This window comes from Sulfuritalea sp., from assembly GCF_017302275.1.
In the GTDB taxonomy this organism is placed as follows: Bacteria; Pseudomonadota; Gammaproteobacteria; order Burkholderiales; family Rhodocyclaceae; genus Sulfuritalea.
In genome coordinates, this window is the sequence record NZ_JAFLDR010000053.1 from 1 (window position 1) to 24,929 (window position 24,929).

Consider the following 24,929-nt stretch of genomic DNA (forward strand, 5'->3'; position numbering starts at 1 on the left):
ATTGCCAGCATCGCAATCCAGACAACCGACCAGCGAGCCGACCATGAACATCGATACGTCCTGATCGAAGGAACCGGCCTGACGGCCGGTCCTCAATTCAAGGGGTTGACAGGAAGTCCCTTAGAGATGGGTTGGGCACCGCATGGCTGTCACCTACCTTTGATATGCCGAAGACTTGACTAGATCAGCAATCTTTTCGGACTTGAATACTACGACTGCAGCCGCAGTCGAGCCAAACATGTAGACGGCAAGAATGGCGGTGCCTAAGAACGGACCTTCAAATCGATTCAGAAGACCAAGAGCAGAGATGGCCTCAAAAGCGCATAGCAAGGCAAGAAGCTGTTGCCCATACTTGACGCCCCTGTACACGCAACCGATACCAACTGCCACACCCAGTATGCGAAGTAGCCCGCGATCCCCTTCGTCAAATAGGACCCACATACCAACCCTAGCCACTACGAAAAATAGAAGGATGCTGGTGAGAATTGTGATTGCAGGAAAGCGCATACAGATACCCCGCTTTAAGGTGCCCAACGTTGAAGGTGACCGGCGCTGCGCGGCTTCATCGCGCAGCGTCCAGTGACCGAAGGGAACGGGGTCGACCGACGGGTTGGGCCTCTGGGTTGCACACACGGGGCGCCAAGGAAGCGCACAAGCGCCAGCGCGGACAGTGCACCGCGGAAGCGAGAAACGTAGCCACTGCCGTTGCAAGCTACACCCGTTAAATGAGAGTCGGCGCTGGTAAGACGGCGACCACGGCGCGCTGACGAAGAAACGCGGCGAACGCAGGGGGAACGGCCAGCGCGACCGAGCGACAGCGGACGGCCGAGGACACCAGCGTAACCGTTGCCGCCAGGGACAGCCGAAGCTTGCGGCGGCAATGCGGGTACAAACGCTGGCGTCACAAAAGGGCCGACCGGCGCCACGCGAAAACAGGGAACGCGAGCCGCCGTCGCACGCACCGAGAACGCCAACGAAGGCACGACGCGATGAACACTCACCCGCACCACCGCAGGCAAGCGCGACGGCATGGACGACAAGACATGAGAGCGCACGAAATGATGCATGACTTTAGAGGCCCAACGTGATGTGCACGCCAAGTGGCGTGTTAATCGGTTATTCGGACTGGCGTACAATTCAGGCATCTCTTTGTAACCTATTGACTGCAATGGGCGCTGCAAAAAGTTATCCACCAGTTTCCACCTCTTCCGCTCCGGCTGATCCGCCGAAGTTGCTGGACCGCGTTCGAGACCGAATCCGGCGCAAGGGTTACAGCATTCGCACCGAGAAATCCTATGCGCACTGGATTAAACGCTTTATTCTGTTCAATGACAAGCGGCACCCGCAGGAGATGGGCGCGGCGGAGGTCGAGGCCTTTCTGACCAGCCTCGCGGTGGATCGCGACGTGGCGGCGGCGACACAGAACCTCGCGCTGTCGGCGATCCTGTTTCTCTACCGCGAGGTGCTGGAAATGCCCTTGCCGTGGCTGGACGGAATCGAGCGGGCGAAGAAGCCGGCGCGCCTGCCGACTGTGCTCTCGGCGGCCGAGGTCGGGGCCGTGCTGGCGCGGCTGGACGGCATCACCGGCCTGATGCTGCGCCTGCTCTATGGCACCGGCATGCGCCTGATGGAATGCGTGCGCCTGCGGGTCAAGGATGTCGATTTCACGGCGCGGCAGATCACGGTGCGCGATGGCAAGGGTGGCAAGGACCGCGTGACCATGCTGCCTGATGCGCTGGCCGAGCTGCTTCGTGCGCACCTCGCGGTGGTGAAGGCGCAGCACGCGGCTGACCTGGCGCAAGGGCTCGGCGCGGTGTGGCTGCCGGACGCGCTGGCGCGAAAGTATCCCAATGCGGCGACGGCCTGGGGCTGGCAGTATGTGTTTCCGGCGCGCGGCATTTCGGTCGATCCGCGCAGCGGTGAGCGGCGCCGGCATCACGTGGATGAAAAGCAGCTCCAGCGGGCGATCCGCCGCGCGGCGGGCGAGGCGGGCATAGTCAAGCCGGTGTCGCCCCACGTGCTGCGCCATTCCTTCGCCACGCACCTGTTGCAGTCCGGCTATGACATCCGCACGGTGCAGGAGCTGCTCGGCCATTCGGACGTGTCCACCACGATGATTTATACGCATGTGCTGAACAAGGGCGGGCGCGGCGTGGTCAGCCCGCTGGACCGGCTCTGAATTCATGTCTCCGGCGCAGCCGGGGACGGTATCCCTTGCGGACGGCGCTGGCGGGACGGTGGTTGGACAGGACGACCGGACTGGACTAAACTGGACCCACATTGGACGCCGGAGAATACTATGCAGACAGTCAATATTCACGAAGCCAAGACCCATCTTTCCCGTTTTGTGGATCAGGCGGCGGCGGGCGAGGAAATCATCATCGCGCGCGCCGGCAAGCCGGTGGCGCGTCTGGCGCCATTGGTCCCGGTGGCTTGTGCGCCGCGCATACTCGGCTTGGGCGCAGGGAAGTTTTCCTTGCCCGACGGCTTCGACGAGATGAACGCCGCCGAGATACAGGACATGTTCGAGGCCGGGCAGTGACATGCCCGCGCCGTATTTGCTCGACACGAATATCCTGCTGGCGGCCACCATTGCACCGGACCGCCTGCCGGCCGATGTCGCCGACGCGTTGCGCGATCCGCTGACAGAGGTATTTTTCAGCGCGGCCAGCCTCTGGGAGATCGGCGTCAAGTGTTCATTGAACCGCGCCGGGTTCGATTTTTTCCCCGAGGACATTCATCGTCTGGCACTTGAAACAGGCTTCGCCGAGTTGCCGGTGCGCGCGGAACATTGCTACGCGGTGGCGCGCCTGCCCTGGCATCATCGCGATCCCTTCGACCGGCTGCTGGTGGCGCAGGCACAGGCGCTGCCGGCGCGCCTGCTGACGTCGGATGCTGTGTTGCCGCGCTATTCGGACCTGGTGACGCGAGTCGTCCTGCGCTGATCCCGAGCCCGGAATGGCCGATCTCTTTTCCGCCGTCCCCCACGCCCCGCTGGCCGAGCAGATGCGGCCGCGGCTGCTTTCCGAGGTGATCGGCCAGCGCCATCTGCTGGGCGAGGGCAAGCCGCTCTCCCTGGCATTCGCTTCAGGCACGCCGCATTCGATGATCCTCTGGGGTCCGCCCGGCGTCGGCAAGACCACGCTGGCGCGCCTGATGGCGGACAGTTTCGATGCCGAATTCGTCGGGCTCTCGGCGGTGTTCTCGGGCGTCAAGGATATCCGCGAGGCGATGCAGCAGGCCGAGGTCATGGCGGGACAGGGGCGCCGCACCATCCTCTTCGTCGACGAGGTACATCGCTTCAACAAGGCGCAGCAGGACGCCTTCCTGCCTTATGTCGAAAAGGGCACGGTGACCTTCATCGGCGCCACCACCGAGAACCCGTCCTTCGAGGTGAATTCCGCGCTGCTCTCGCGCGCTGCCGTGTATGTGCTGAAGAGCCTCGATGAGGCCGAGCTCGGCGAACTGTTCGACCGGGTGCGGACCGCGGCGCTGGATGGGCTGGAGTTCGATGTCGAGGCGCGCGAGCGCCTGATCGGACATGCCGACGGCGATGCGCGACGCCTGCTCAACGTGCTGGAACAGCTGCGTACCGCCGCCGCTGCCGCGAATCGCCGTAGTGTCAGCGCCGACTTTCTGGAACAGGCGCTGGCCGCCGACCTGCGGCGCTTCGACAAGGGTGGCGATGCCTTCTACGACCAGATCTCGGCCCTGCACAAATCGGTGCGCGGCTCCGACCCCGACGCCGCGCTGTACTGGCTGGTGCGCATGCTCGACGGCGGCGCCGATCCGCTCTACTGCGGGCGGCGCATCGTGCGCATGGCGATCGAGGATGTCGGCCTCGCCGATCCGCGCGCCTGGGAAATCGCGCTGAATGCCTGCGCCACTTACGAGCGCCTGGGCAGCCCGGAAGGCGAGCTGGCGCTGGCCAACGCCGTGCTTTACATGGCCGTGGCGCCCAAATCGAACGCCGCCTACGTCGCCTATAATGCCGCCCGCGCCTTCGTCGCCAGGGACAAGAGCCGCGGCGTACCGGAGCACCTGCGCAATGCCCCGACGAAGTTGATGAAGGACCTCGGCTACGGCGCCGACTACCGCTACGCCCATGACGAAGCCGAGGGCTATGCCGCCGGGGAGACCTACCTGCCCGATGGCATGCCCGCCGTGCATTGGTATCAACCCGTGGCGCGCGGGCTGGAACAGAAGATCGCCGAAAAACTTGCCCACCTGCGCGAACTTGACGCGCAGGCGAAGAAGAAACGATAAGGAAACATCATGCTGGACATCCAACTCCTGCGCAGCAACCTTGCCGCGGTCGCCGAGCGCCTCGCGCTGCGCGGCGTGACGCTGGACACGGCGGCCTTCGAAGCGCTGGAGGCCGAGCGCAAGCGCCTGCAGGTGCACACTCAGGACCTGCAGGCGAAGCGCAACACGCTGTCGAAGCAGATCGGCATGCTGAAGGGCAAGGGCGAGGATGCGTCGGCCGTGATGGCCGAGGTGGCGGGCCTCGGCGATGCGCTCAAGGCCGGCGAGACGGCGCTGGCGGAACTGATGCCGCGCTTCGACACCTTCCTCGAACTGATTCCCAACCTGCCGCACGAGAGCGTGCCGGTGGGCAAGGACGAAAACGGCAACATCGAAATCCTGCGCTGGGGCACGCCGCGCGCCATCGCCGCGCCGCGCGACCACGTCGACCTCGGCACCACGCTGGGCGGACTGGACTTCGAGGCCGGCGTCAAGATTTCCGGCAGCCGCTTCACGGTAATGAAAGGCCAGATCGCGCGCCTGCATCGCGCGCTGACGCAGTTCATGCTCGACCTGCATACGACGGAACACGGCTACACCGAAGTCTACACACCGTATCTCGTCAATCCCGAGAGCATGTTCGGCACCGGCCAGCTGCCGAAGTTCGAGGAAGACCTGTTCATGGTGCCGAGGAGCGACGGCAGCAGGCTCTACCTGATTCCGACGGCCGAAGTGCCGGTGACCAACCTCGTGCGCGGTGAAATCCTCGCGAGCGATGCGCTGCCGCTGAAGTTCGTCGCCCACACCCCCTGCTTCCGCTCGGAGGCCGGCAGCTACGGCAAGGACACGCGCGGCATGATCCGCCAGCACCAGTTCGACAAGGTGGAACTGGTGCAGATGGTGCGTCCCGACCAGTCATGGGAGGCGCTGGAACAGCTCACCGGCCATGCCGAGGCGGTGCTGCAAAAGCTCGACCTGCCCTACCGCAAGGTGGCCTTGTGCACCGGCGACATGGGCTTTTCGGCGGCCAAGACCTACGACCTCGAAGTCTGGCTGCCGGCGCAGGACACCTATCGCGAAATTTCGTCCTGCTCCAATTTCGAATCCTTCCAGGCGCGGCGCATGCAGGCGCGCTTCAGGAACGAGAAGAACAAGCCCGAGCTGCTGCACACGCTCAATGGCTCCGGCCTCGCCGTCGGCCGCACCCTCGTTGCAATCCTGGAGAACTACCAGAACGCGGACGGCAGCATCACGGTCCCGACTGTATTGCGGCCATGGATGGGCGGGACGCAGGCGATTCACGCTGCATGAGCGCGGATTGGCTGGCGTAAGGCGAGTCGTGGGGTGGCTCGAAGCGGCTCAGCACATCGTAGTAGCTGCGGATGTTCTCCACCATGATCACCGCTTCGCCGCCACGCGCGGCGCCGCTCTTGAGCCGCGCATAGATTTCCGGCCGCGCCAGTTGCGGCAGCACCTGCTTCATTTCATACCAGACGTCAGGATCGCGCTTCATGCTCTTGGCGATCGAGCGCGCGCCGCGGAAGTGGCCCATGCCGAGGTTGTAGGCCGACAGCGCCAGCCATAGCCGGTCGGGATGGCGGGCGGTGGCGGGCACCTGCTCCACCAGTTCGGCCAGGTAGCGCGCGCCGGCACGGATGCTTTCACCGGCATCGAGCCGGTTCTTGACGCGCAGGTAATCGGCGGTGTCCTCGGTCAGCATCATCATGCCGCGCACGTTGGTGTAGGAGGTCGCCAGCGGGTCCCATTTCGACTCCTGGTAGGCCAGCGCGGCGATCAGCCGCCAGTCGATGCCGGTCAGGTCCTGCGCCTGCTGGAAATGGCGACGCCATTGCGGCAGTTTCGTCCTCGCGTCGTCGATGAAGCGGGCAATGCCGTCCGCCTTGATGCGCTTGATATGGCCGAAATAGCGGTCGTGCAGCCGGGCCAGCGTGCCGTCGGCGCGGGCCGCGGCGACGAAGGCGTCCGCCTTGGCGCGCAGGCCTTCGGCGCCTTCACCACCGAAGGCCCAGCCGAACTCAAGGTGGCCCGGCAACTGCAGCAGGGGACTCAACTCGGGATGAAAATTCACGCCGAGGTCGAGGTGGATGTCGTGCACCGCAACCAGTTCGGCCTTGCGCTCGGCGACGCGCGCCAGCAGGTCCATTTCATTGACGCCGGCCAGCTCGGTCACCGTCGGGCGCGATTTTTCGTCGAGGCCGCGCAGGCTGTCGGCCAGCGCCGAACCGGCCAACACCTCGACGGTTTTACCCGCCAGGTCGGAAAGCTTTTCAGGTCCCGTCACCTCGTTGTGCCCGACTATCCATTGCCGCACGCTGCGGATCGGCGTTGAGTACCGCAATGATCCGTTGCCCAGCGGCAGCGATGCCGCCAGGTGCACCCGGCCGGCCAGCGCCAGGTCGTTCAGCTCAAAGGGGTCGGCGGCCTTGATGAAATGCACCTTGAGGCCGAGGCTGTCGGCGAAGGCCTTGACCAGGTCGTGGTCGTAGCCGCTTGTGGTATCGCCCTCGCTCTGGAAGAAGGCGGGCGTTTCTCGGATCGCGACGACCAGCCGGCCTTCCGATTCGGGCGGCTGGATTCGGCTGCAGGCAGGGAGGAAAATGGGTAGCAGGCAGCAAAGCAGGCGCAGCAGTTTCGACAACGCTAACCTCCCTTGCGTGCAGTGACCGACGAGCCGCTTCGCGGGTATAATCCGCGCCTCGCGGAGAGGTGGCAGAGTGGTCGAATGTACCTGACTCGAAATCAGGCGATGTCGCAAGGCATCCGTGGGTTCGAATCCCACCCTCTCCGCCATCCGATTCTACCTGCTGCAAACCCCCAGATCCGATTGCCCGGAATCCTCCGTTAACCGCCCTTGCGGCGCGACAGCGGATGCCGCGGCACGTCCGGATGGCGGCGTGCCGGCGCGGCTTTGCCGGGTTTCGCCGGCGCGGCAGGCTTGCTTCGCCGTGTCGTCAGCGCCGTCCCACCAGGGGATACCGCTTTGCATAACTTTTGCGGGCGCTTGTCGGCATGGGCTTTCTGGCCTGGTACGGATGAAATACCGGTGCCCGCCGGTTGCCAGGGCGGGATCAGGTGGCGCTTGCCCGGGCCGATCAGGTCGGCGCGGCCCATGGCTTTCAGGGCGGAGCGCAAAGCGGGCCAGTTTTCCGGATCGTGGTAGCGCAGGAAGGCCTTGTGCAGCTTGCGTTGCCTGCCGCCGCGCACGACGGCGACGGCTTCGGAATCCGCCGTGACCTTGCGCAGCGGGTTCTTCTCGGTGTGCCACATCGCGGTGGCCAGCGCCAGCGGCGTCGGCAGGAAGGTCTGCACCTGGTCGAGGCGGAAGCCGTTGCGCTTGAGCCACAGCGCCAGTTCCAGCATGTCCTCGTCGGTGGTGCCCGGATGCGCGGCGATGAAGTAGGGGATCAGGTACTGTTCCTTGCCGGCTTCCTTCGAGAACTTTTCGAACATCTGCTTGAAACGTTCGTAGGCGCCCATGCCCGGCTTCATCATCTTCGACAGCGGGCCTTCCTGGGTGTGTTCCGGCGCGATCTTGAGGTAGCCGCCGACGTGGTGCGTCACCAGTTCCTTCACGTACTCGGGCGAGCGCACCGCGAGGTCGTAGCGCAGGCCGGAACCGACCAGGATCTTCTTGATGCCGGGAAGCGCGCGCGCCTTGCGATACAGCGAGATCAGCGGCGCGTGGTCGGTGTTCAGGTTCTCGCAGATGCCCGGGTAGACGCAGGACAGGCGGCGGCAGGAGTTCTCGATTTTCGGATCCTTGCAGGCCATGCGGTACATGTTGGCGGTCGGCCCGCCGAGGTCGGAAATCACGCCGGTGAAGCCGGGCGTCTTGTCGCGGATCTGTTCGATCTCGTGCAGGATCGAATTTTCGGAACGGCTCTGGATGATGCGGCCTTCGTGCTCGGTAATGGAGCAGAAGGTGCAGCCGCCGAAACAGCCGCGCATGATGTTGATCGAGAAGCGGATCATTTCCCAGGCCGGAATCTTCGCCTCGCCGTAGCTCGGGTGCGGCGCGCGAGCGTAGGGCAGGCCGAAGACGTGGTCCATCTCTTCGGTGGAAAGCGGAATCGGCGGCGGGTTCAGCCAGACATCGCGCGCGCCGTGGCCCTGCACCAGGGCGCGCGCGTTGCCGGGGTTGGATTCGAGGTGGAACACGCGCGAGGCGTGGGCATACAGTACCGGGTTGTCGCGCACCTGTTCGCAGGAGGGCAGGCGCACCACGGTATGGCCGCGTGCCGCCCGGCGCTGCGCCAGGCGCTCGGCGCGGCCGATTACGCGCACGATCGCCGTAGCGCCAGCGCCGACTCTTGAGTCCGCCGGCTGAGCCGGTTCCATGGCATAGGGGTCGGGATGCGCCTGTACCGACCCCGGCGTGTCGAGTACCGTCGAGTCGACCTCCGCCCACTCGGCCGTCGGCTTCCATCCGCGTGGCGCCATGAAGGCCGTGCCGCGCAGGTCGCGGATCGATTCGATCGCTTCGCCCTTCGCCAGCCGGTGCGAAAGCTCGACCAGCGCCCGCTCGGCATTGCCGAAAATCAGCAGGTCGGCCTTGCTGTCCGGCAACACCGAATGCCGCACCTTGTCGCTCCAGTAGTCGTAGTGCGCGATGCGGCGCAAGGAGGCCTCGATGCTGCCGATCACGATGTTGGCGGCGGGAAAGGCCTCGCGCGCGCGCTGCGCATAGACCACCACGGCGCGATCCGGACGCTTGTTCGGTTCGGCGTGCGGCGTGTAGGCGTCGTCGGAGCGGATCTTGCGATCGGCCGTGTAGCGATTGACCATCGAATCCATGTTGCCGGCGGTGATGCCGAAAAACAGTTTCGGCATGCCCAGCCGCTTGAAGTCGGCCGGGGAGTGCCAGTCCGGCTGGCTGATGATGCCGACGCGGAAGCCCTGCGCTTCGAGCAGGCGGCCGACCAGCGCCATGCCGAAGCTGGGGTGGTCGATGTAGGCGTCGCCGGTGACGAGGACGATGTCGCATTCGTCCCAGCCCAGCGCGTTCAACTCGGCACGCGACATGGGCAGGTAGGGCGCCGTGCCGAAGCGTTGCGCCCAGTGCTTGCGATAGGAGGTGAGCGGCTTCGCCGCGGTGACGGTCATGCCGAAACCGGGTGGATCAGCTAGCCCGGACGCGGCTTTGGGACGGCACGTGGCGGGCGAGGAAATCCATCTGGTCCGCCAGGATGTTGCGGTTGCTGAGAATCAGGTATTCCGCCTTGTTCGGCACGTAGGGCGCATAGACGAGTTCCATGCGCGCCTGTTCCGGCGTGCGTCCGCTCTTGGTCTGGTTGCAGTTGCGGCAGGCGGTGACCACGTTCATCCAGGTGTCGCGGCCGCCCTGCGACACCGGCACGATATGGTCGCGGGTCAGTCGCTGCGAGGAGAACTCGCGCGCGCAGTACGCGCAGATGTGGCGGTCGCGGTGGAACAGTTCGCGGTTGGACAGCGGCGGCGTCGGGTGCAGCGACTTGCCCGACAGCGCCTTGCCGCGAATCGCGATGATGCTGCTGGTGGCGAGTTCCGAGCGTTCGCCGGTGACGCGGTTGGTGCCGCCGTAAAAAATGAACTGCGTGTCGCCCGCGTCCCAGGCGACCAGATCGCGCGCGACATAAACGCAGGCATGCTGCCAACTTACCCAGCGGTGCGGAACACCGTGCTGGTCAAGGGTAAGGATCAACGGATGGCTGGTCATCTCTATAGAATCCCGTATCGCGAAGAATTTAGCAGAGAGCAATGACTTTTGATAGCCCGGAGTTGAGGGGAAATGCCGTCCGACGGATGCGCTATGCCGTCGCCGCATCCCTGTTGCTCCATTTGCTGCTGTTCTGGCCCGCTGCCTCGCCGCTCCTGAACCGGGATCCGCCGGCGACGCTGCATGCCACCGTGCGCCACCTCCAGCCATCGCCTGTCGCCGCCGCAACGCCCGAACCGACCACCACTACCGTTGCCCGGCCGCGTAGCGGAGCGACCGGGACCGCGTCCGTCGCGGCCGATTCGACGGCGCGCATCGCGTCTATGGCGCCCGCGTCCCAAGCCGCCGCTGTCTCCTCAGAACCATCGAAGCCCGTTTCGGTTCCACCGACTGTCGAGCCGGCGACGAAATCAGCGCCCGGGGTGGCGGCACCGCCTCCCGTCGCGGTGATGCCCGGATCCGCGTCGCCCGCCAGCGGCAGCTTGCTGACGCCGGCCAATGCAAGCGGCGAGGCGGTTGATGGCTTGCGCGGTTACCGGCTGTCGGTGGCCGGCCAGGCGCGGCGCTTCAAGCGCTATCCCGCACAGGCGCTGGCCTCGGGCTGGGAGGGTAGCGCCGACGTTCGCCTCGAGGTCGGCGGCGACGGCCGGGCGCGCGCCGCTACCCTGTCCCGTTCCAGCGGACACGAGTTGCTCGATCGGGCGGCACTGGCCATGATCGATGCCGGCGCGGAGCGTGCGCACGTACCCGAGAGCCTGCGCGGCAGGACCTTCGCCATCGTGCTGCCGGTGGTGTTCAACCTCGGCGAGGAATGAGCGACGTCCCGCTTACCGGGGCGGGAGGGTGAGGTCTTCGGTGTGCAGCCGCCAGGCGCCAGCGCGACGGTCGGCGAAAAAATGGCGCAGGGTGATCGCGATGGTGCGGAAGGCGATCTCGTCCCAGGGAATCTCGTCCTCGGCAAACAAGCGCAGCTCCAGGGTTTCGATGCCGGGCGCAAAGTCGAGGTCGAGCAGGCGCGAGCGGTAGATGACATGCACCTGATGGATGTGCGGCACGCTGATCATGGTGTACATCTCGCCCAGTTCGACTCGGGCGCAGGCTTCTTCGAGGGTTTCGCGCAGGGCGGCGTTGGCGACCGATTCGCCGTTCTCCATGAAGCCGGCCGGCAGCGTCCACTTGCCATGGCGCGGCTCGATCGCGCGGCGGCAGAGCAGGATGCGGTCCTCCCACTCGGGCAGCGCACCGACCACCAGTCGCGGGTTGCGGTAGTGAATCGAGCCGCAGGCGTCGCAGACATGGCGCGGCAGCGAGTCGCCCGCCGGAACCCGCAGCACGACGGGGGCGCCACAGGCACTGCAGAAGTTCATCGCCGGGTCCATGGCGCGATTCTAGCGCGGCAGGCAGGTCCTTCGGCATTGCCCATCGCCTGGGAATGGTGATATAAGCCTGACCCACCATGCCAGGCAATTCTCCCGATTTCATGACGAACTCCGCCGTCCGAGGTCGCCTTGAGGATATCAAGGCGATGGACAGCTTCCCTCTGCCGCGGGGCACGGCGATGGCGCTGATCCGCCTCACGCAGCGGGAAGGCACCTCGCTGGCCGTCATGGCCCACGCGCTCAAGGCCGATCCGACCCTGTCGGTGCGCGCGATCAGGGTATCCAATGGCGTCGCTGGCGGCGACCACGGACCGGTGGTATCCCTGCGCGATGCGGTCAATGTGCTGGGGGTTCCGGCGGTCCGCTCGCTGGCGATGGGCTTCGCGCTGATGGCCAGCCATCGCGACGGTCCCTGTCGCGGCTTCGACTACACGCGTTTCTGGTCGCAGGCGCTGGCGCGTGCGGTCGCGCTGCAGCTGCTGACCGGCGCACGGCCTGGCTGCCCGGCGGCGGAAGCCTTCAGCGTCGGCCTGCTCGCGCGCGTCGGCGAATTGGCGCTGGCCGCCGTCTATCCGGTGCCGTATGCGGAACTCTTGCGGCGCTGCGCCGAGCGGCCGGAACTGACTCCTGCGCAATGCGAGCGGGAGGAGTTCGCCGTGACCCACGCCGAACTGTCGGCGTCGATGCTGGCCGACTACAACCTGGCGGATGACCATGTCGCCGCCGTCGAATCCTTCGAACTGCCTGCGCTGCCGGACCTGCAGGAAGGCGACGGCGACCGGCTCGCGCGGCGACTGCTGGTGCTGGCCGACCATATCGCCGGCATCTGCGTCGCCGTACCGGAGCGCTGGCGTCAGGGTATGCCACGCCTGTTCCAATTGGGGTCCGGCCTGGCTTTCGGTACCGCCGAACTGGTCGAACTTTGCGACCGGACCGCGCACGAGTGGCGCGAGTGGGGCACCCTGCTTGGAATCGACACCGGCCCGATGCCGCATTTTGAGGACTGCCAGCCTCCGGCTCCGCTGGAGGCGCCCGTTGCGGCGCCGATTGCCGCTGGCGCCGAACCGGCGCGGGCGTCCATCCTCGTGGTCGGCGACGAGGCGCGTCTTCGCCTTCCGTTGCGGCCGCTGCTTGCGGCCACCGGGCATCGCGTGGTGGAAGCCGCCGACGGCAGGCAGGGCCTCGCCATGGCCATCGAAATGCGGCCCCAGATCATGCTGGTCGACGTGCTGGCGGCCGAGGTCGATGGCCTCGAATTGACCCGTTCCCTGCGCCAGTTCAAGTCCGGGCGCGGCATCTACCTGCTTGCGGTGTCCGCCGCCAATGACGACACGAGCGTGGCGCGGGCTTTCGAGGCCGGTGCCGACGGTGTCCTGTCCCTGCCGCTGAAGCCGCAGTTGCTGGCGGCGAGCCTGCGCGCCGGCATGCGCATGGCGAGCCTGCAGGACGAGATCGCGCGCGACCAGGAAGATATCCGCCGCATCTCCGCCGAGCTGGCGGTGAGCAACCGGCAATTACAGGATGTCGGCATGACCGACCTGCTGACCGGCTGTCGCAACCGGCGTTACGCCATGGACCGCTTGCAGCAGGAATGGGCAATGGCCAACCGCAACCAGCGGCCGCTGGCCTGCATGGTGGTGGACATGGACAACCTCAAGCAGATCAACGATGCGCACGGCCACGTGGTCGGCGACAACGCATTGAAGCTGGTTGCCAGCGCCTTCAAGGACGAGATTCGGGCGCAGGAGGTGTTGGCGCGCAGCGGCGGCGACGAGTTCATGGTGATCTGCCCCGACACCACCCTGGAGGCGGCGCTGGCCTGCGCCGAACGCATGCGCGCCGCGGTCGAGGCGCTGCCGGTGGTAGGCAGCACGCCGGCGCTGCGCGGCAGCGTCAGCATCGGCGTCGCCGTGCGCGACGCGACGACGCCGACGCCCGATGCGCTGATCGGCCTCGCCGACCAGGGCGCCTATCTTGCCAAACGTCGCCGCAATGCCGTGGCGACGGTGCAAACCGGTTCGGAATCGTCGCGGGCTGCACAAGCCTGAGTCGGTGGCGGAAAGCGACCAGGGAAGGCGTGCGGCAGAATTCCCGGTAAAAAAGCCGTAAAAATAGATGGTTGCTATATCTTTGTAATGTTTTTTCTTACAAAGGAGCTCTATCTAATTCTTACAATAGAATGGTTTTTCCACTGATTTCTTTCTTGTCATGGCCTGTGTGATCATGCATCTGCCGTGATTCGGGCTCCAATTCGGGCCTGGCCGGCGCTCACAAGGAGTGCATGATGAAATCGACCGACACCTACAACGACATAAAGGAAGTCAATCTCTCCTACCTGATGCTGGCGCAGAACATGGTTCGCTCCGACCGCGAAGCCGCGATTTTCCGCCTGGGCATCAGCGAAGAGATTGCCGACGTGCTTGGGCGCCTGACGCCGGGCCAGGTCCTGAAAATGGCCAGTTCCGACATGCTGCTGTGCAGCTTCCGTTTCGAAGACACCTTGTTGCTCGACCTGCTCGCCAACCATGAGCGCGATCGCGGCGTGGGCCACCTGCATGCGGCGATCCTCGCCGCCGGCCGGCCCGTCGCGACCATAGCCTGACCAGGCGTCGTTTCGTTCAACAACCGGCGTCTCGCCGCGGAGGTTCCCCATGCGCAACAAATCGGTGATTATCGAAGCGAAGGATATTGGCCTGGCGATCGAACTGATCGAGCTGGGCGCCCGCCTGCAACTGCTGGAGGCGGAAACCAACCTGTCGCGTGAGCGCCTGCTCAAGCTCTACAAGGAGGTGCGGCACGAGTCGCCGCCCAAGGGCATGCTGCCCTTCTCCACCGACTGGTTCATGACCTGGCAGCCGAACATCCATGCCTCGCTGTTCATGGCCTACTACCGCTTCCTCAAGACGCACACGCAACTGACCGGGCTGGAACTGATCATCAAGTCCTACCGGATGTACCTCGACCAGATCAAGCGCGGCGGCATGGATACCGTGCTCTCGCTGACGCGGGCCTGGACCATGGTGCGCTTCTTCGATGCCAGCATGCTGCAGATGGCGACCTGCCGCGAATGCGGCGGCGAATTCGTCGCCCATGCCTACGATCCGACGCGCGGCTATGTCTGCGGCCTGTGCCACATGCCGGCCCGCGCCGGCAAGACGCGGCGCGCGGCGGAAGCTGCCGCCAGTACGGCTCTCGCTGCCGTATAGCCGCGCCCGCTCCTCGCGATCCGCGCGCCCCTTGCGAGGGGCGCGTTGCGTTCACCGCGCCGAAGTCCGTGATTCACGCTCCATCGCCGAGCCGCGAGCGACCGAAGGAAGTCCCTGTGGGGCGCCGACTTTCCGGCGCAGCGGCGTTGCCGTAGCCATGAGCCTTAGAATGTGCGTCTTTCTTTCCGCACCTTCCCATCATGTGGTTTCGCAATCTCCAGATATTTCGGCTCGCCGCAGACTGGTCCTACAGCACCGACGCGCTCACCGCGGCCTTGCAGCGCGGCGCCTTCCAGGGCTGCAGCGCCGGCGACAGGCATTCCCTCGGTTGGGTGCCGCCGCGCGGCGAGGACGGCGAACTGGTGTTCAGCGTCGCCCGCCAGCAGCTGATCGCCCTCGGCGTCGAACAGAAGCTGCTGCCCACCTCCGTGGTGCGCCAGTACGCCCAGGCCAAGATCGACCAGGTCGAGGCCGCGCAAGGCTACAAGGCCGGGCGCAAGCAGAAGCGCGAGATTTTCGAACAGGTCGAGGCGGAACTGCTGCCGCGCGCCTTCGTCAAGCGCGGCCTGACCTATGTCTGGATCGACCCGATCAACCGCTGGCTGCTGGTCGATGCCTCGTCCAGCACCCGCGCCGACGAGGTCATGGAGCAGCTCAAGCTGTCGCTGGGTGAATTGCCCGTGACGCTGGTCAAGACCCAGCTGGCGCCGTCCACCGCGATGACGCAGTGGCTGGCGGCAGGCCAGGCGCCGGGCAGCTTCACCATCGACCGCGATTGCGAACTGCAGGCGGCCGCCGACGAGCGGCCCGCCGTGCGCTACGTGCGCCACACACTCGACAGCGACGAAGTGCGCAACCACATTGCCGCCGGCAAGTCGGCGACGCGCCTGGCGCTGACCTGGAACGACCGTGTTTCCTTCGTCCTTACCGAGCAGCTGCAGGTCAAGAAGCTGGCCTTCCTCGACATCCTCAAGGAAGACGCCGAACGCCAGGCGGAAAACGCCGACGACCTGTTTGCCGCCAACTTCACGCTGATGTGCGGCGAACTGTCGCAGTTGCTGCAACATCTGGTCGAGGCGCTGGGTGGCGAGGGCGAATAGCGTGTTGCGCATGCTGTTCGCGTTGGCTGCGCTGGCAACGGCGGCCACCATCCCTGCGGTGCTGGCCTCCGACGGGGTCGAGGTCGGCAAACCCTCCGCCATGCGCAACCTGGTGCCGGCCGGCGCGCTGGAAAAACAGGCGGGCCAGCAGTACGACCAGCTCAAGCGCCAGGCGGCGGCGAAGCAGGCGCTCGGTCCCGACGACCATCCGCAGGTGAAGCGGCTGCGCGGCATCGCCGCGCGCATGATCCCCTTCGTCGATCGCTTCAATCCGCGTGCCCGCCAGTGGCAATGGGAGGTGAACCTGATCGGCTCGAAGCAGATCAATGCTTTCTGCATGCCCGGCGGCAAGATCGCCTTTTATACCGGCATCCTCGACACGCTCAAGCTGACCGACGACGAAGTGGCGATGGTCATGGGCCACGAGATCGCGCACGCGCTGCGCGAACATGCGCGCGAACGCATGGCGAAGAATCAGGTGACCCAGCTGGGTGCCAGCCTGCTCGGCGAGCTGGTGGGCGGCGGCCGCTACTCGGGCGCCTTCCAGCTCGGCGGCAATCTGCTTTCGCTGAAGTTCTCGCGCGACGATGAATCGGAAGCCGACGTGGTCGGCCTCGATCTCGCGGCCCGCGCCGGCTTCGATCCGCGCGCGGGGGTGACGCTGTGGCAGAAAATGACCGCCGCCAACGCCCGGTCACCGCTGGAGTTCCTGTCGACGCACCCCGCGGGCGACAACCGCATCCGGGAGATCGAGAAGCACCTGCCCGAGGTCATGCCGCTCTACAGCCGGGCCCGCCAGGGAAAGTAGTAGATCGTTCCGGCAATGCCATTTACCGTTCGCGGTGAGCGTGTCGAACCGCACTTGCCACACAGCGACAGGCCTTCGACAGGCTCAGGCCGAACGGTTTGATTGAAACGGCATTGCCGGAACGATCTATCGCCTGAGCGGAGGGTGGCTTCAGTTCGCCGTGGCTTCGGCGTCGCCGGTGGACGCCTGCTCGAGGTAGCGCATGCGCTCGGCATCGCCGAGGAAATGCCGCACCCGCTCCATCCAGGGTTCCGTGTGGCGACGCACTTCGGCATCGTCGTCGAGGATGCGCTGGATCAGGTTGCGCTTGCGGGAGATGTCCGCGACCAGTCCATCGTCGTCGGGTACCGCGAGCAGGGCCTGGCGCAGATGCACGACGTCACGCTCCAGCTCGACCAGGCTGTCCCAGTCGCGCTCGCGCGCCGCTGCCGCCATGTGCGAGGACAGGCGGCACAATTCTTCGTAGAGTTCGACTTGGGAAGGCATCCGGCGCATCCTAACGACCCTGCCCAGCGCTCGTTGCTGCAAGCTGCGGCGGGATCATCCGCCTATTCCTTCCGGCCGCCGGCGGATGCCCGGCGGGTCGGGTTCGGCCGTGGAACAGGGGGTGAAACATGGCCCAAATCACGCAAGATTCGGCGGGCCGGATTCAGCAGGCGGATTCAGGCGGGGGCCAGGCGCCGGGCTTCCAGGCTGCGCTCGTCGATCGGCAGGTGGCACAGCGCGGCGACCACGCCGAGCAGGATGCAGATGCCCCAGATCGTGTCGTAGGAACCGGTGGCGTCGAACAGCCGGCCGCCGAGCCAGACGCCGAGGAAGCTGCCGACCTGGTGGCTGAAGAACACCAGCCCGGAGAGCATGCCGAGGAAGCGCACGCCGAACACCTGGGCCACGATGGCATTGGTCAGCGGTACCGTGGACAGCCAGAGCAGGCCCATGGTCGCGGCGAACAGGTAGGCGCTGGCCGGCGTCAGCGGCAGCCAGAGGAAGAGCGCGATGGCGATGCTGCGGATGCCGTAGATCGCCGACAGCAGCAGCCGCTTCGGGAAACGGTTGCCGAGCTGGCCGGCGCCGTAGCTGCCGAACACATTGAACAGTCCGATCAGCGCCAGGCATGTCATGCCGACATCCGGGCCGAGGCCCTTGTCGAGCAGGTAGGTGGGAAAGTGCACGCCGATGAACACCACCTGGAAGCCGCAGACGAAATAGCCGAGGTTGAGCAGCAGGTAGCCCTTTTCGCGCGCGGCCTCGTGCAGCGCCTCGCGCCCGGTCTGGCCGCGGCTGGCTGCCGCCGCCGTGAGTCCCCGGGTCAATGCGCTGCCCAGCGGCATGATCAGCAGCGCGGCCGCCGAGAAAATCAGCAGGGTGCCGAACCAGCCCATGCCGCCGATCAGGTTCGATGCCACTGGAATCATCAGGAACTGGCCGAAGGAACCGGCCGCGGCGACCACGCCCATGGCCCAGCCGCGGCGCTCGGCCGGCACCAGGTTGCCCAGCGCGGCGAACACCACGCTGTAGGTGCAGCCGCTTTGCGCCGCGCCTATCATCAGGCCGGCCGTGGCCGCGAGGCCGGTGCCGGTGCTGGCCCAGGCCATGCCCAGCAGGCCGAGTGCATACAGGGCGCTGGCGCCCCACAGCACGCGGCGCGCGCCGAAGCGGTCGGCGAGGAAGCCGGCGAAGGGTTGCGTCGCGCCCCACAGCAGGTTCTGCAGCGCCAGCGCGAAGGAAAACACTTCGCGGCTCCACTGGTGCTCCTGGCTCATCGGCGTCAGGAACAGGCCGAAGGTATGGCGAATGCCCATCGCCACGCAGACGATCAGGGCGGCAAAGGCGAGCACGCCGGCAAGCGAGCGTTGCGGAGTGGCGGGGGCGGCGGTCATGTTGGGGGCGATGCTAACATCTCCGCCTGCCCATCAATTCCACGCCATGAACAAGGCTTTTGTCAAAGAGTCCGAGGACGAGTCTGACGACGACGAGGCGCCCGAAGCGCAACTGCCTTCCGGCACCCGCAACTACATGACCCGGCGCGGCCATGCCGCCCTGCGCGCCGAGTTCGAGCACCTGGTCAAGGTCGAACGGCCCGAAATCGTCAAGGTGGTGGCCTGGGCGGCGGGCAACGGCGACCGCTCGGAAAACGGCGACTACATCTACGGCAAGAAGCGCCTGCGCGAGATCGATCGCCGCATCCGCTTCCTGACCAAGCGCCTCGAATCGGCGGTGGTCGTCGACCCGGCCGAGCAGCGCAACTGCGACCAGGTGTTCTTCGCCGCCACCGTCACCGTCGGCGATGCCAAAGGCATCAAGACGACCTACCAGATCGTCGGCATCGACGAAGCCAACGCCAGCCAGGGCATGATCAGCTGGATTTCGCCCCTGGCGCGCGCGCTGATGAAGGCGCGCGAAGGCGATACCGTGCGCTTCGACAGCCCGGGGGGATTGCGCGAACTGGATGTGATCGAGGTGCGTTATGAATGAGCCACGCGCCATTTTCTGAAGTCCCCGGTCTGGCCGGGGGGGGGGGCTTACTTCGCCTGGTCCCAAAGTACCGATCCCTATCGATTTTGGATTGGCCCGTTTGGACTATTGCCAAGTTCTGGACGTCGCCGCAGCCTCTGCGGCGTAAGTTGCCCCCATGTGTTTCATCCGGGCGCCAGATCAATATAAGAGGAGAATGCGATGTTCAAACTTGCAAGAACGTATGTGGTAGTGGTCGGCGCGCTCGCGTCGTTTGGTGCCAATGCTGCCAATATTGGCCTGACCTCCAATTTTTGGTATACCCCGACTTTGGCCAATAACCTCATTTCGCAAGGGCATACCGTTAGCGTTGTGAACAGTTACAACGCCGCTAGTTTGTTAAGTTTTGACGCCTTCATTCAAGATGGCAATGGCCATTTTGACAATGCCGCTTTGGATAGTTTCGTGTTTCAGGGCGGAACACTGATTCAATTGCCATGGTCTTTGGGGGCGAACTACAGCTACAGCGGCCAACTTGACCTGATCGGCAACCCGACCAGCATTACATATGGTTCGCCGAACCCGGGCGTTACCGTCCTGAACGGCAGTTACTTGCTGAATGGGGTGGCCCTGCCAGCGGCCAATGCTCATACCATTGGTTATGAAATTGGAACTTCTTTTTCAGGGACGGGCAACGCAATTCTGCAATGGAATGACGGTAGCGCCATGTTGGCCGACCACTCCTATGGGGCCGGCAAGGTGGTTGCCTTCAATCTGCACTTGATCACCAGTGACAGCAACCCACTGGATGCCGCCTGGAGTAATCAGATTGTTTATAACGCAATTGGAGACGTCCAGGCCCCCGTTCCCGAACCGGAAACCTACGCGATGATGCTGGCTGGTCTCGGTCTGCTCGGGCTGAGCGCAAGGCGTCGGAGACAGAAACTCAACGCCTGAAATTCTCGATCGCCATTCGACCAAAACGGGGGCCATAGCTCCCGTTTCTCATTTCTGGGTGGCTACTTCGGAGTAAATTGAATCAGGCTGTGCTGACGTAGGCGTTATGGAGCCCGAAGGCCGGTAGTGGTCGCCAGCAGCACTCCAGCACCGATAGTCGCCGTTCCGTCAGCGCCGACTTTTCCGCCATCCCTGGTGGCGAGCATGGGGTTTCCCCTTTGGCGGCCATTGACTCACCAGTATTCTCGTCTGAGCGAACTTTCGTCTTCAAGCCCGGCGAATCGCGTGATTCGCCCACAGCAGCAGGCCGAACTGCACCATCGCCCCGGCCTGGTGCGCCGCACCCAGCGCCACCGGCACCTGCAGCAGCAGGGTGGCGACGCCGAGCGTCACCTGCACCGCCAGCCAGAGTGTCAGCACGACGGCGGGCGTGCGCGCCGCCGGCGATTCATTCCAGATGCGCCATGAATACCAGGGAATCAGGCCCATCAGCGCCCAGGCGATCAGGCGGTGGTCGAACTGCACCAGGGCCATGTTGGTGAAAAAGTTCAGCCACCACGGCTCAACCATGAAGCTTTCGGGCGGCAGGAAGTGGCCGTTCATCAGCGGGAAGGTGTTGTAGGCGAGGCCGGCGCGGATGCCGGCGACCAGCGCGCCCGACAGCACCATGATGAAGACCAGCGCCACCAGCCAGTTGCCCAGGCGCAGGGTGAAAATCGCCGTGTCGCCAGGGCCGACTTTCGCGGTGCGCGCCTGCAGCATGCCCAGCCCGGTCCAGAGCATCAGGCCGAACAGGATGAAGGCGAGCCCGAGGTGGGCGGCGAGGCGGTACTGCGAGACGCGCGGATCGTCCACCAGGCCGCTCTTGACCATGTACCAGCCCATCGCGCCCTGCAGGCCGCCGAGGATGAAGAAGCCGAACACCTTTGCCGCCAGCGCGCCGCGCATTTGGCCGCGCAGCAGGAACCAGAGGTAGGGGACGAAGAACACCACGCCGATCAGGCGGCCGGAAAGGCGGTGCGCCCATTCCCACCAGAAGATGAACTTGAAGCCGTCCAGCGTCATGTCGTGATTGACCTTCTGGAACTCCGGCGTCTGCTGGTACTTGGCGAAAAGTTCCAGCCAGTGCGCTTCGGACAGCGGCGGCAGGGCGCCGATCAGGGGTTTCCATTCGACGATGGAAAGGCCCGAATGCGTCAGGCGCGTCACGCCACCGACCACCATGGTCACGAATACCATGGCGCAGCAAACGAACAGCCACCAGGCCACGGCGCGTTGCGAATTATTTTGCGTCATCGATTTTCCAGTGTCCCGATTTGCCGCCCAGCTTTTCCAGCAGGCCTATGTCTTCGATCACCATGCCGCGGTCGGCGGCCTTGCACATGTCGTAGATGGTCAGCAGGCCGACCGACACGGCGGTCAGCGCCTCCATCTCGACGCCGGTGCGGCCGACGGTTTCCGCCGTCACCACAAGCGTTACGCGATGGCGCTTTTCATCCAGATCGAACTCGGCGGCGACGCGCGTCAGCGCCAGCGGGTGGCACAGCGGAATCAGGTCCGAGCAGCGCTTGCTGGCCTGGATCGCGGCGATGCGCGCAATGCCCAGCACGTCGCCCTTCTTCGCCGAGCCAGCCTGGATCATGGCGAAGGTGGCAGGCGCCATGCGGATGCGACCCTGCGCCCTCGCCACGCGCGTGGTCTCGGCCTTGGCGCCGACGTCGACCATGTGCGCCTGGCCGGCGCCATCGAAGTGGGTGAGCGGCGCCGGGCCTGCCTTGGCGGGCCGTTTTCGGGGGGATTTGGCGGGTGTTTTCATGAAATACCTTGTGACAACTCGCATGCGGCGGAGCCGTTATCATTGCGGGATGAAATTGTATCCGTTTGCCACCGCATTGGTCCTCGGCGTCGGCGTCCTCGCGGCGCCGCCGTTGTCGGTCGCCGAGGGGCTGCCCGACCTCGGCGAAGCGGCACAGGCCGATTTCTCGCCGGCAATGGAACGCCGCACCGGCGAATCCATCATGCTCGAAGTCCGTCGCGATCCGGCTTGGCTCGGCGATCCCGAAATCAACGGCTACCTCAACCGCATCGGCAACCGCCTGGCCGCGCAAAGCGAGGAAGCGCGCCAGGAATTCGAGTTCTTCGCGCTGCGCGACTCGACCCTCAACGCCTTCGCCATGCCGGGCGGCTACATCGGCGTGCATACCGGGCTGATCCTCGCCGCCGCCTCGGAGTCCGAACTGGCCGCGGTGCTGGCCCACGAAATCTCCCACGTCACCCAGCGCCACCTGGCGCGCCTGGTCAACAAGTCGGGTCAGGGCCAGGTCACCAGCCTGCTGGCCCTCGCCGTGGCCATCCTCGCCGCGCGCAGCAGCCCCGACCTCGCGGTGGGCGCGGCGATGGCGGGGCAGGGGGCGGCGATCCAGAACCAGCTCAACTATTCGCGAGATTTCGAGCGCGAAGCAGATCGCGTCGGCCTCGGCCTGCTGGAGCGCTCCGGTTTCGACATTCGCGGCATGAGCGGCTTCTTCGAACGCATGCAGAGATTCGGCCGCCTCTACGAGAACAATGCGCCGGGTTACCTGCGCACCCACCCGCTGACCACCGAGCGCCTGGCCGACATGGGCAATCGCATCCAGTCGCGGCCCTACAAGCAGGCCGCCGATTCGCTCGAGTTCCAACTGGTGCGCGCCAAGCTGCGCGTGCAGGAAGGCACCGCCCAGGACGCCGTGACCGAGTTCCAGACGCGCCTGCGCGATCGCAGCTTCGCCGGTGCCGAAGCCGCCGTGCGCTACGGACTGGCGCAGGCCCTGCTGCGCGACGGCAAGGCGGCTGCGGCGGAACGCGAAATGGGCGAGTTGCGCCGACTCAAGGCCGAATCGCCGATGATAGCGACGCTGGCCGCGCAGCTGCGCCAGAAGCAGGGCGACCCGATCGGCGCTGCCGCCATCCTGCGTGCCGCCCAGCCGCGCTACCCGCAGGACCGAGCCATCGCCTATGCGCTGGTCGAAGCGCTACTGGAGGCGGGGCAGCCGCAACAGGCGATCAAGCTCACCGAGGACGACTTGCAGAACTACCCGTCGGATGCCCGCATGCACCTGCTGCAGGCGCGCACCTGGTCGATGCTCGGGCGCCGCCTGCAACAGCATCGCGCGCTGGCCGAGGCCTATCTGCTGCAGGGCCAACTGGCGCCGGCCGTGGAACAGCTGGAACTCGCGCAGAAGGCCGGCGACGGCAATTTCTACGAGCAATCGCAGGTCGATTCGCGCCTGCGCGAAGTGAAGACGCGCATGGCCGACGAGGCCAGGCAGGCCAAGGGCGCCAGAAAATAGGACCGCCATGAACGCTGCCAGCTCCTCCTCCCGCGGCGACCTGCGCGCCCTCGCCACGCCGCTGGTCCGGCTTCCCAATGAGCCCTACTACCAGTCCACCGGCGACGAACTGGAGGTGTTCGCGACGGCCGCCGCGAGCGGGTTGCCGGTGATGCTCAAGGGGCCGACCGGCTGCGGCAAGACGCGCTTCGTCGAGCACATGGCCTGGCGCCTCAAACGACCGCTGGTGACCGTGGCCTGCCACGACGACCTGACCACCGCCGACCTGGTCGGACGCTACCTGATCGTCGGCGACGAAACCGTCTGGATGGACGGTCCGCTGACGGCCGCGGTGCGCGGTGGGGCGATCTGCTATCTCGACGAAGTGGTCGAGGCGCGCAAGGACACCACCGTGGTGATCCATCCGCTGACCGACTCGCGGCGCGCCCTGCCGGTGGAGAAGCGCGGCGAGTACATCGAGGCGCCGCCCGATTTCATGCTGGTGATTTCCTACAACCCCGGCTACCAGAGCGTGCTCAAGGAAATGAAGCCGAGTACCCGGCAGCGCTTCGTCGCCCTGGATTTCGATTACCCGCAAGCCGAGGTCGAGGCCGGCATCGTCGCCCACGAAGGCGGCGTCGATGCCGATACCGCGACGAAGCTGGTCAGGCTCGGCACGCTGACGCGCAAGCTGAAGGGCGCCGGGCTCGACGAGGGGGCCGGCACGCGCCTGCTGGTGCATGCCGCGCAAATGATCGCCAGGGGCATGGCGCCGGTGACCGCCTGCACCGCGGCCATCGCGCGCCCGCTGGCCGACGAACCCGATACCCGCGCCGCGCTGGATGACCTGATCGCCGCTGTCTTCTAGCCGCCATGAGCGAGCGCAAGCTTTTCGCCCACGAGCTCGAAGCCCGGCTCGACGAACTGCTGCTGCTTACCCTGCGCCAGCGTTCGGCGGCACTGCCGGCGGCGCAGCTTGAAGCCCTGCCGCGCCAGCGGCAGGAGCGCGTGCTGCACTGGGTCGGCATCGCGGCGCAAACCTCCACCGAGCTCGGCTGGGCCATCGCCCAGCGGGCCGGCGCGCGCGCGGCCGAGTCGGGACTCGCACTCGACGACTGGGCGCGCGCCGGACTCGAAGCGCACGATGCCGGCGGCCTCGCGGCGGCGCAGGCCCGGCTGGATGACTTCGCGGCGGTGGCACCAGACGCGACGCGGACCGCGCGCGGTGTAAGCTTCGCCGCCGTCGAAGGCCGCCTCGCCGGCTTTCTCCACGCGCTCGACGGGCGCCCCATGCAGCTGCGCTGTGGGCCGAAAACCTGGACCGACGGCGAAACCCTGTGGCTGCCGGAAACCCTCGACCTTGCCGCCGACGCCGCCGGCAATCGCCGCCTCTATACCGTGATCGCCGCACTGCTCTGGGCGCAGGCGCGCTTCGGCACCTTCAACGTCGACCCGGAACCGGAGCTGGTCCAGTGGGCTGACCGCGAGGTGGCGCTGGACTGGTTTTCCCTGTTCGAAGGCATGCGCCTCGAAGCCCGCCTGGCGCTCGAACTGCCGGGACTGGCGCGCGACATGGCTGCCCTGCGCGGGCCATGGCCAGCCGACCTGGCACCGGTCGCCGCGCGCCTTGCACGACCCGAGGCGAGCGCGGCCGACAGCCTGGCCTGCATGGCCGAACTGAGAAGAGTCGGCGCTGGCGACACGGCGCATCCGCCCTATCGCACCGCGCTCGACCCCCTGGCCGCGCGGCGCCTGC

At 65.8% G+C, this 24,929-nt stretch carries 24 protein-coding genes and 1 tRNA gene; 17 read left to right on the top strand and 8 right to left on the bottom strand.

The features are described from left to right. Positions 1-1,168 precede the first annotated feature (1,168 nt). The 5 genes from J0M27_RS19285 (at position 1,169) to serS (ending at position 5,556) form a co-directional block, all read left to right on the top strand. On the top strand, positions 1,169-2,179 hold the full coding sequence (locus J0M27_RS19285; protein ID WP_294995668.1) for an integron integrase: 1,011 nt from the start codon (positions 1,169-1,171) through the stop codon (positions 2,177-2,179). 120 nt (positions 2,180-2,299) lie between these two features. Continuing rightward, the gene (locus tag J0M27_RS19290; protein ID WP_294995670.1) at positions 2,300-2,542 is read left to right on the top strand and encodes a type II toxin-antitoxin system Phd/YefM family antitoxin; all 243 of its coding nucleotides are present in this window, start codon (positions 2,300-2,302) and stop codon (positions 2,540-2,542) included. 1 nt (position 2,543) lies between these two features. Next, the gene (locus tag J0M27_RS19295; protein WP_294995673.1) at positions 2,544-2,945 is read left to right on the top strand and encodes a type II toxin-antitoxin system VapC family toxin; all 402 of its coding nucleotides are present in this window, start codon (positions 2,544-2,546) and stop codon (positions 2,943-2,945) included. A 13-nt stretch (positions 2,946-2,958) separates the two neighbouring features. Beyond that, entirely contained in the window at positions 2,959-4,266 is a 1,308-nt protein-coding gene (locus tag J0M27_RS19300; protein ID WP_294995675.1) for a replication-associated recombination protein A, read from the top strand. A gap of 9 nt (positions 4,267-4,275) precedes the next feature. Further along, positions 4,276-5,556, top strand: coding sequence for a serine--tRNA ligase (gene serS / locus J0M27_RS19305; RefSeq protein WP_294995677.1), 1,281 nt, complete (start codon positions 4,276-4,278; stop codon positions 5,554-5,556). Here serS and mltF read toward each other — a convergent pair. Beyond that, positions 5,495-6,904, bottom strand: a complete 1,410-nt coding sequence (mltF, locus tag J0M27_RS19310) for a membrane-bound lytic murein transglycosylase MltF (protein ID WP_294995679.1) — start codon at positions 6,902-6,904, stop codon at positions 5,495-5,497. The genes serS and mltF overlap by 62 nt on opposite strands. A 62-nt stretch (positions 6,905-6,966) precedes the next feature. On the opposite strand from mltF, the gene J0M27_RS19315 reads away from it, so the two are divergent. Beyond that, positions 6,967-7,056: transfer RNA gene (locus tag J0M27_RS19315), tRNA-Ser, on the top strand. Positions 7,057-7,107: 51 nt separating this feature from the next. On the opposite strand, the gene J0M27_RS19320 is transcribed toward J0M27_RS19315, so the two are convergent. Both J0M27_RS19320 and J0M27_RS19325 read right to left on the bottom strand, forming a co-directional pair. Beyond that, positions 7,108-9,369, bottom strand: a complete 2,262-nt coding sequence (locus J0M27_RS19320; protein ID WP_294995681.1) for a YgiQ family radical SAM protein — start codon at positions 9,367-9,369, stop codon at positions 7,108-7,110. 16 nt (positions 9,370-9,385) lie between these two features. Then, on the bottom strand, positions 9,386-9,961 hold the full coding sequence (locus tag J0M27_RS19325) for an HNH endonuclease (RefSeq protein WP_294995684.1): 576 nt from the start codon (positions 9,959-9,961) through the stop codon (positions 9,386-9,388). Between the two features lie 41 nt (positions 9,962-10,002). Here J0M27_RS19325 and J0M27_RS19330 point away from each other — a divergent pair, with 41 nt between their 5' ends. Then, positions 10,003-10,776, top strand: coding sequence for a TonB family protein (locus tag J0M27_RS19330; protein ID WP_294995687.1), 774 nt, complete (start codon positions 10,003-10,005; stop codon positions 10,774-10,776). Positions 10,777-10,788: 12 nt separating this feature from the next. Here J0M27_RS19330 and J0M27_RS19335 read toward each other — a convergent pair whose 3' ends face one another. Next, positions 10,789-11,328 (bottom strand): NUDIX hydrolase, encoded by a 540-nt coding sequence (locus tag J0M27_RS19335; protein ID WP_294995690.1) that lies wholly within the window; start codon positions 11,326-11,328, stop codon positions 10,789-10,791. A 158-nt stretch (positions 11,329-11,486) separates the two neighbouring features. On the opposite strand from J0M27_RS19335, the gene J0M27_RS19340 reads away from it, so the two are divergent. The 5 genes from J0M27_RS19340 (at position 11,487) to J0M27_RS19360 (ending at position 16,454) form a co-directional block, all read left to right on the top strand. Then, positions 11,487-13,388, top strand: a complete 1,902-nt coding sequence (locus J0M27_RS19340; protein WP_294995693.1) for a diguanylate cyclase — start codon at positions 11,487-11,489, stop codon at positions 13,386-13,388. A 236-nt stretch (positions 13,389-13,624) separates the two neighbouring features. Then, positions 13,625-13,942, top strand: a complete 318-nt coding sequence (gene flhD, locus J0M27_RS19345; RefSeq protein WP_294995696.1) for a flagellar transcriptional regulator FlhD — start codon at positions 13,625-13,627, stop codon at positions 13,940-13,942. 49 nt (positions 13,943-13,991) lie between these two features. After that, positions 13,992-14,546: a flagellar transcriptional regulator FlhC gene (gene flhC / locus J0M27_RS19350; protein WP_294995699.1), complete on the top strand. Its 555-nt coding sequence runs from the start codon at positions 13,992-13,994 to the stop codon at positions 14,544-14,546. Between the two features lie 200 nt (positions 14,547-14,746). Further along, positions 14,747-15,646 carry a recombination-associated protein RdgC gene (locus J0M27_RS19355; protein WP_294995701.1) on the top strand — a complete coding sequence of 300 codons (900 nt, stop codon included), beginning with the start codon at positions 14,747-14,749 and terminating at the stop codon, positions 15,644-15,646. A 10-nt stretch (positions 15,647-15,656) separates the two neighbouring features. Continuing rightward, positions 15,657-16,454, top strand: a complete 798-nt coding sequence (locus J0M27_RS19360) for a M48 family metallopeptidase (RefSeq protein WP_294995729.1) — start codon at positions 15,657-15,659, stop codon at positions 16,452-16,454. A gap of 150 nt (positions 16,455-16,604) precedes the next feature. On the opposite strand, the gene J0M27_RS19365 is transcribed toward J0M27_RS19360, so the two are convergent. Continuing rightward, positions 16,605-16,940, bottom strand: a complete 336-nt coding sequence (locus J0M27_RS19365) for a flagellar protein FliT (protein WP_294995703.1) — start codon at positions 16,938-16,940, stop codon at positions 16,605-16,607. A gap of 176 nt (positions 16,941-17,116) precedes the next feature. Next, positions 17,117-18,334, bottom strand: coding sequence for an MFS transporter (locus J0M27_RS19370; protein ID WP_294995706.1), 1,218 nt, complete (start codon positions 18,332-18,334; stop codon positions 17,117-17,119). A 46-nt stretch (positions 18,335-18,380) separates the two neighbouring features. Here J0M27_RS19370 and greB point away from each other — a divergent pair, with 46 nt between their 5' ends. Together greB and J0M27_RS19380 are read left to right on the top strand one after the other, a co-directional pair. Further along, positions 18,381-18,929, top strand: a complete 549-nt coding sequence (greB, locus tag J0M27_RS19375; RefSeq protein ID WP_294995709.1) for a transcription elongation factor GreB — start codon at positions 18,381-18,383, stop codon at positions 18,927-18,929. 201 nt (positions 18,930-19,130) lie between these two features. Then, positions 19,131-19,865 carry a PEP-CTERM sorting domain-containing protein gene (locus tag J0M27_RS19380; protein WP_294995712.1) on the top strand — a complete coding sequence of 245 codons (735 nt, stop codon included), beginning with the start codon at positions 19,131-19,133 and terminating at the stop codon, positions 19,863-19,865. A 267-nt stretch (positions 19,866-20,132) separates the two neighbouring features. On the opposite strand, the gene J0M27_RS19385 is transcribed toward J0M27_RS19380, so the two are convergent. Further along, on the bottom strand, positions 20,133-21,161 hold the full coding sequence (locus J0M27_RS19385) for a COX15/CtaA family protein (protein WP_294995715.1): 1,029 nt from the start codon (positions 21,159-21,161) through the stop codon (positions 20,133-20,135). Next, complete coding sequence (gene moaC / locus J0M27_RS19390; RefSeq protein ID WP_294995718.1) at positions 21,148-21,681, bottom strand: cyclic pyranopterin monophosphate synthase MoaC; 534 nt, start codon at positions 21,679-21,681, stop codon at positions 21,148-21,150. Before moaC ends, J0M27_RS19385 begins: the two co-directional genes overlap by 14 nt. A 49-nt stretch (positions 21,682-21,730) precedes the next feature. Between moaC and J0M27_RS19395 the strand changes: the two genes are divergently transcribed. The 3 genes from J0M27_RS19395 to J0M27_RS19405 all read left to right on the top strand — a co-directional run. Beyond that, positions 21,731-23,194, top strand: a complete 1,464-nt coding sequence (locus J0M27_RS19395) for a M48 family metalloprotease (RefSeq protein WP_294995721.1) — start codon at positions 21,731-21,733, stop codon at positions 23,192-23,194. 7 nt (positions 23,195-23,201) lie between these two features. After that, a complete protein-coding gene (locus J0M27_RS19400) occupies positions 23,202-24,041 on the top strand; it encodes a MoxR family ATPase (RefSeq protein ID WP_294995723.1) in 840 nt (279 codons plus the stop codon). Positions 24,042-24,046: 5 nt separating this feature from the next. Next, positions 24,047-24,929 (top strand): hypothetical protein (locus J0M27_RS19405; RefSeq protein ID WP_294995726.1); only part of this gene is annotated, 883 nt, incomplete at its 3' end.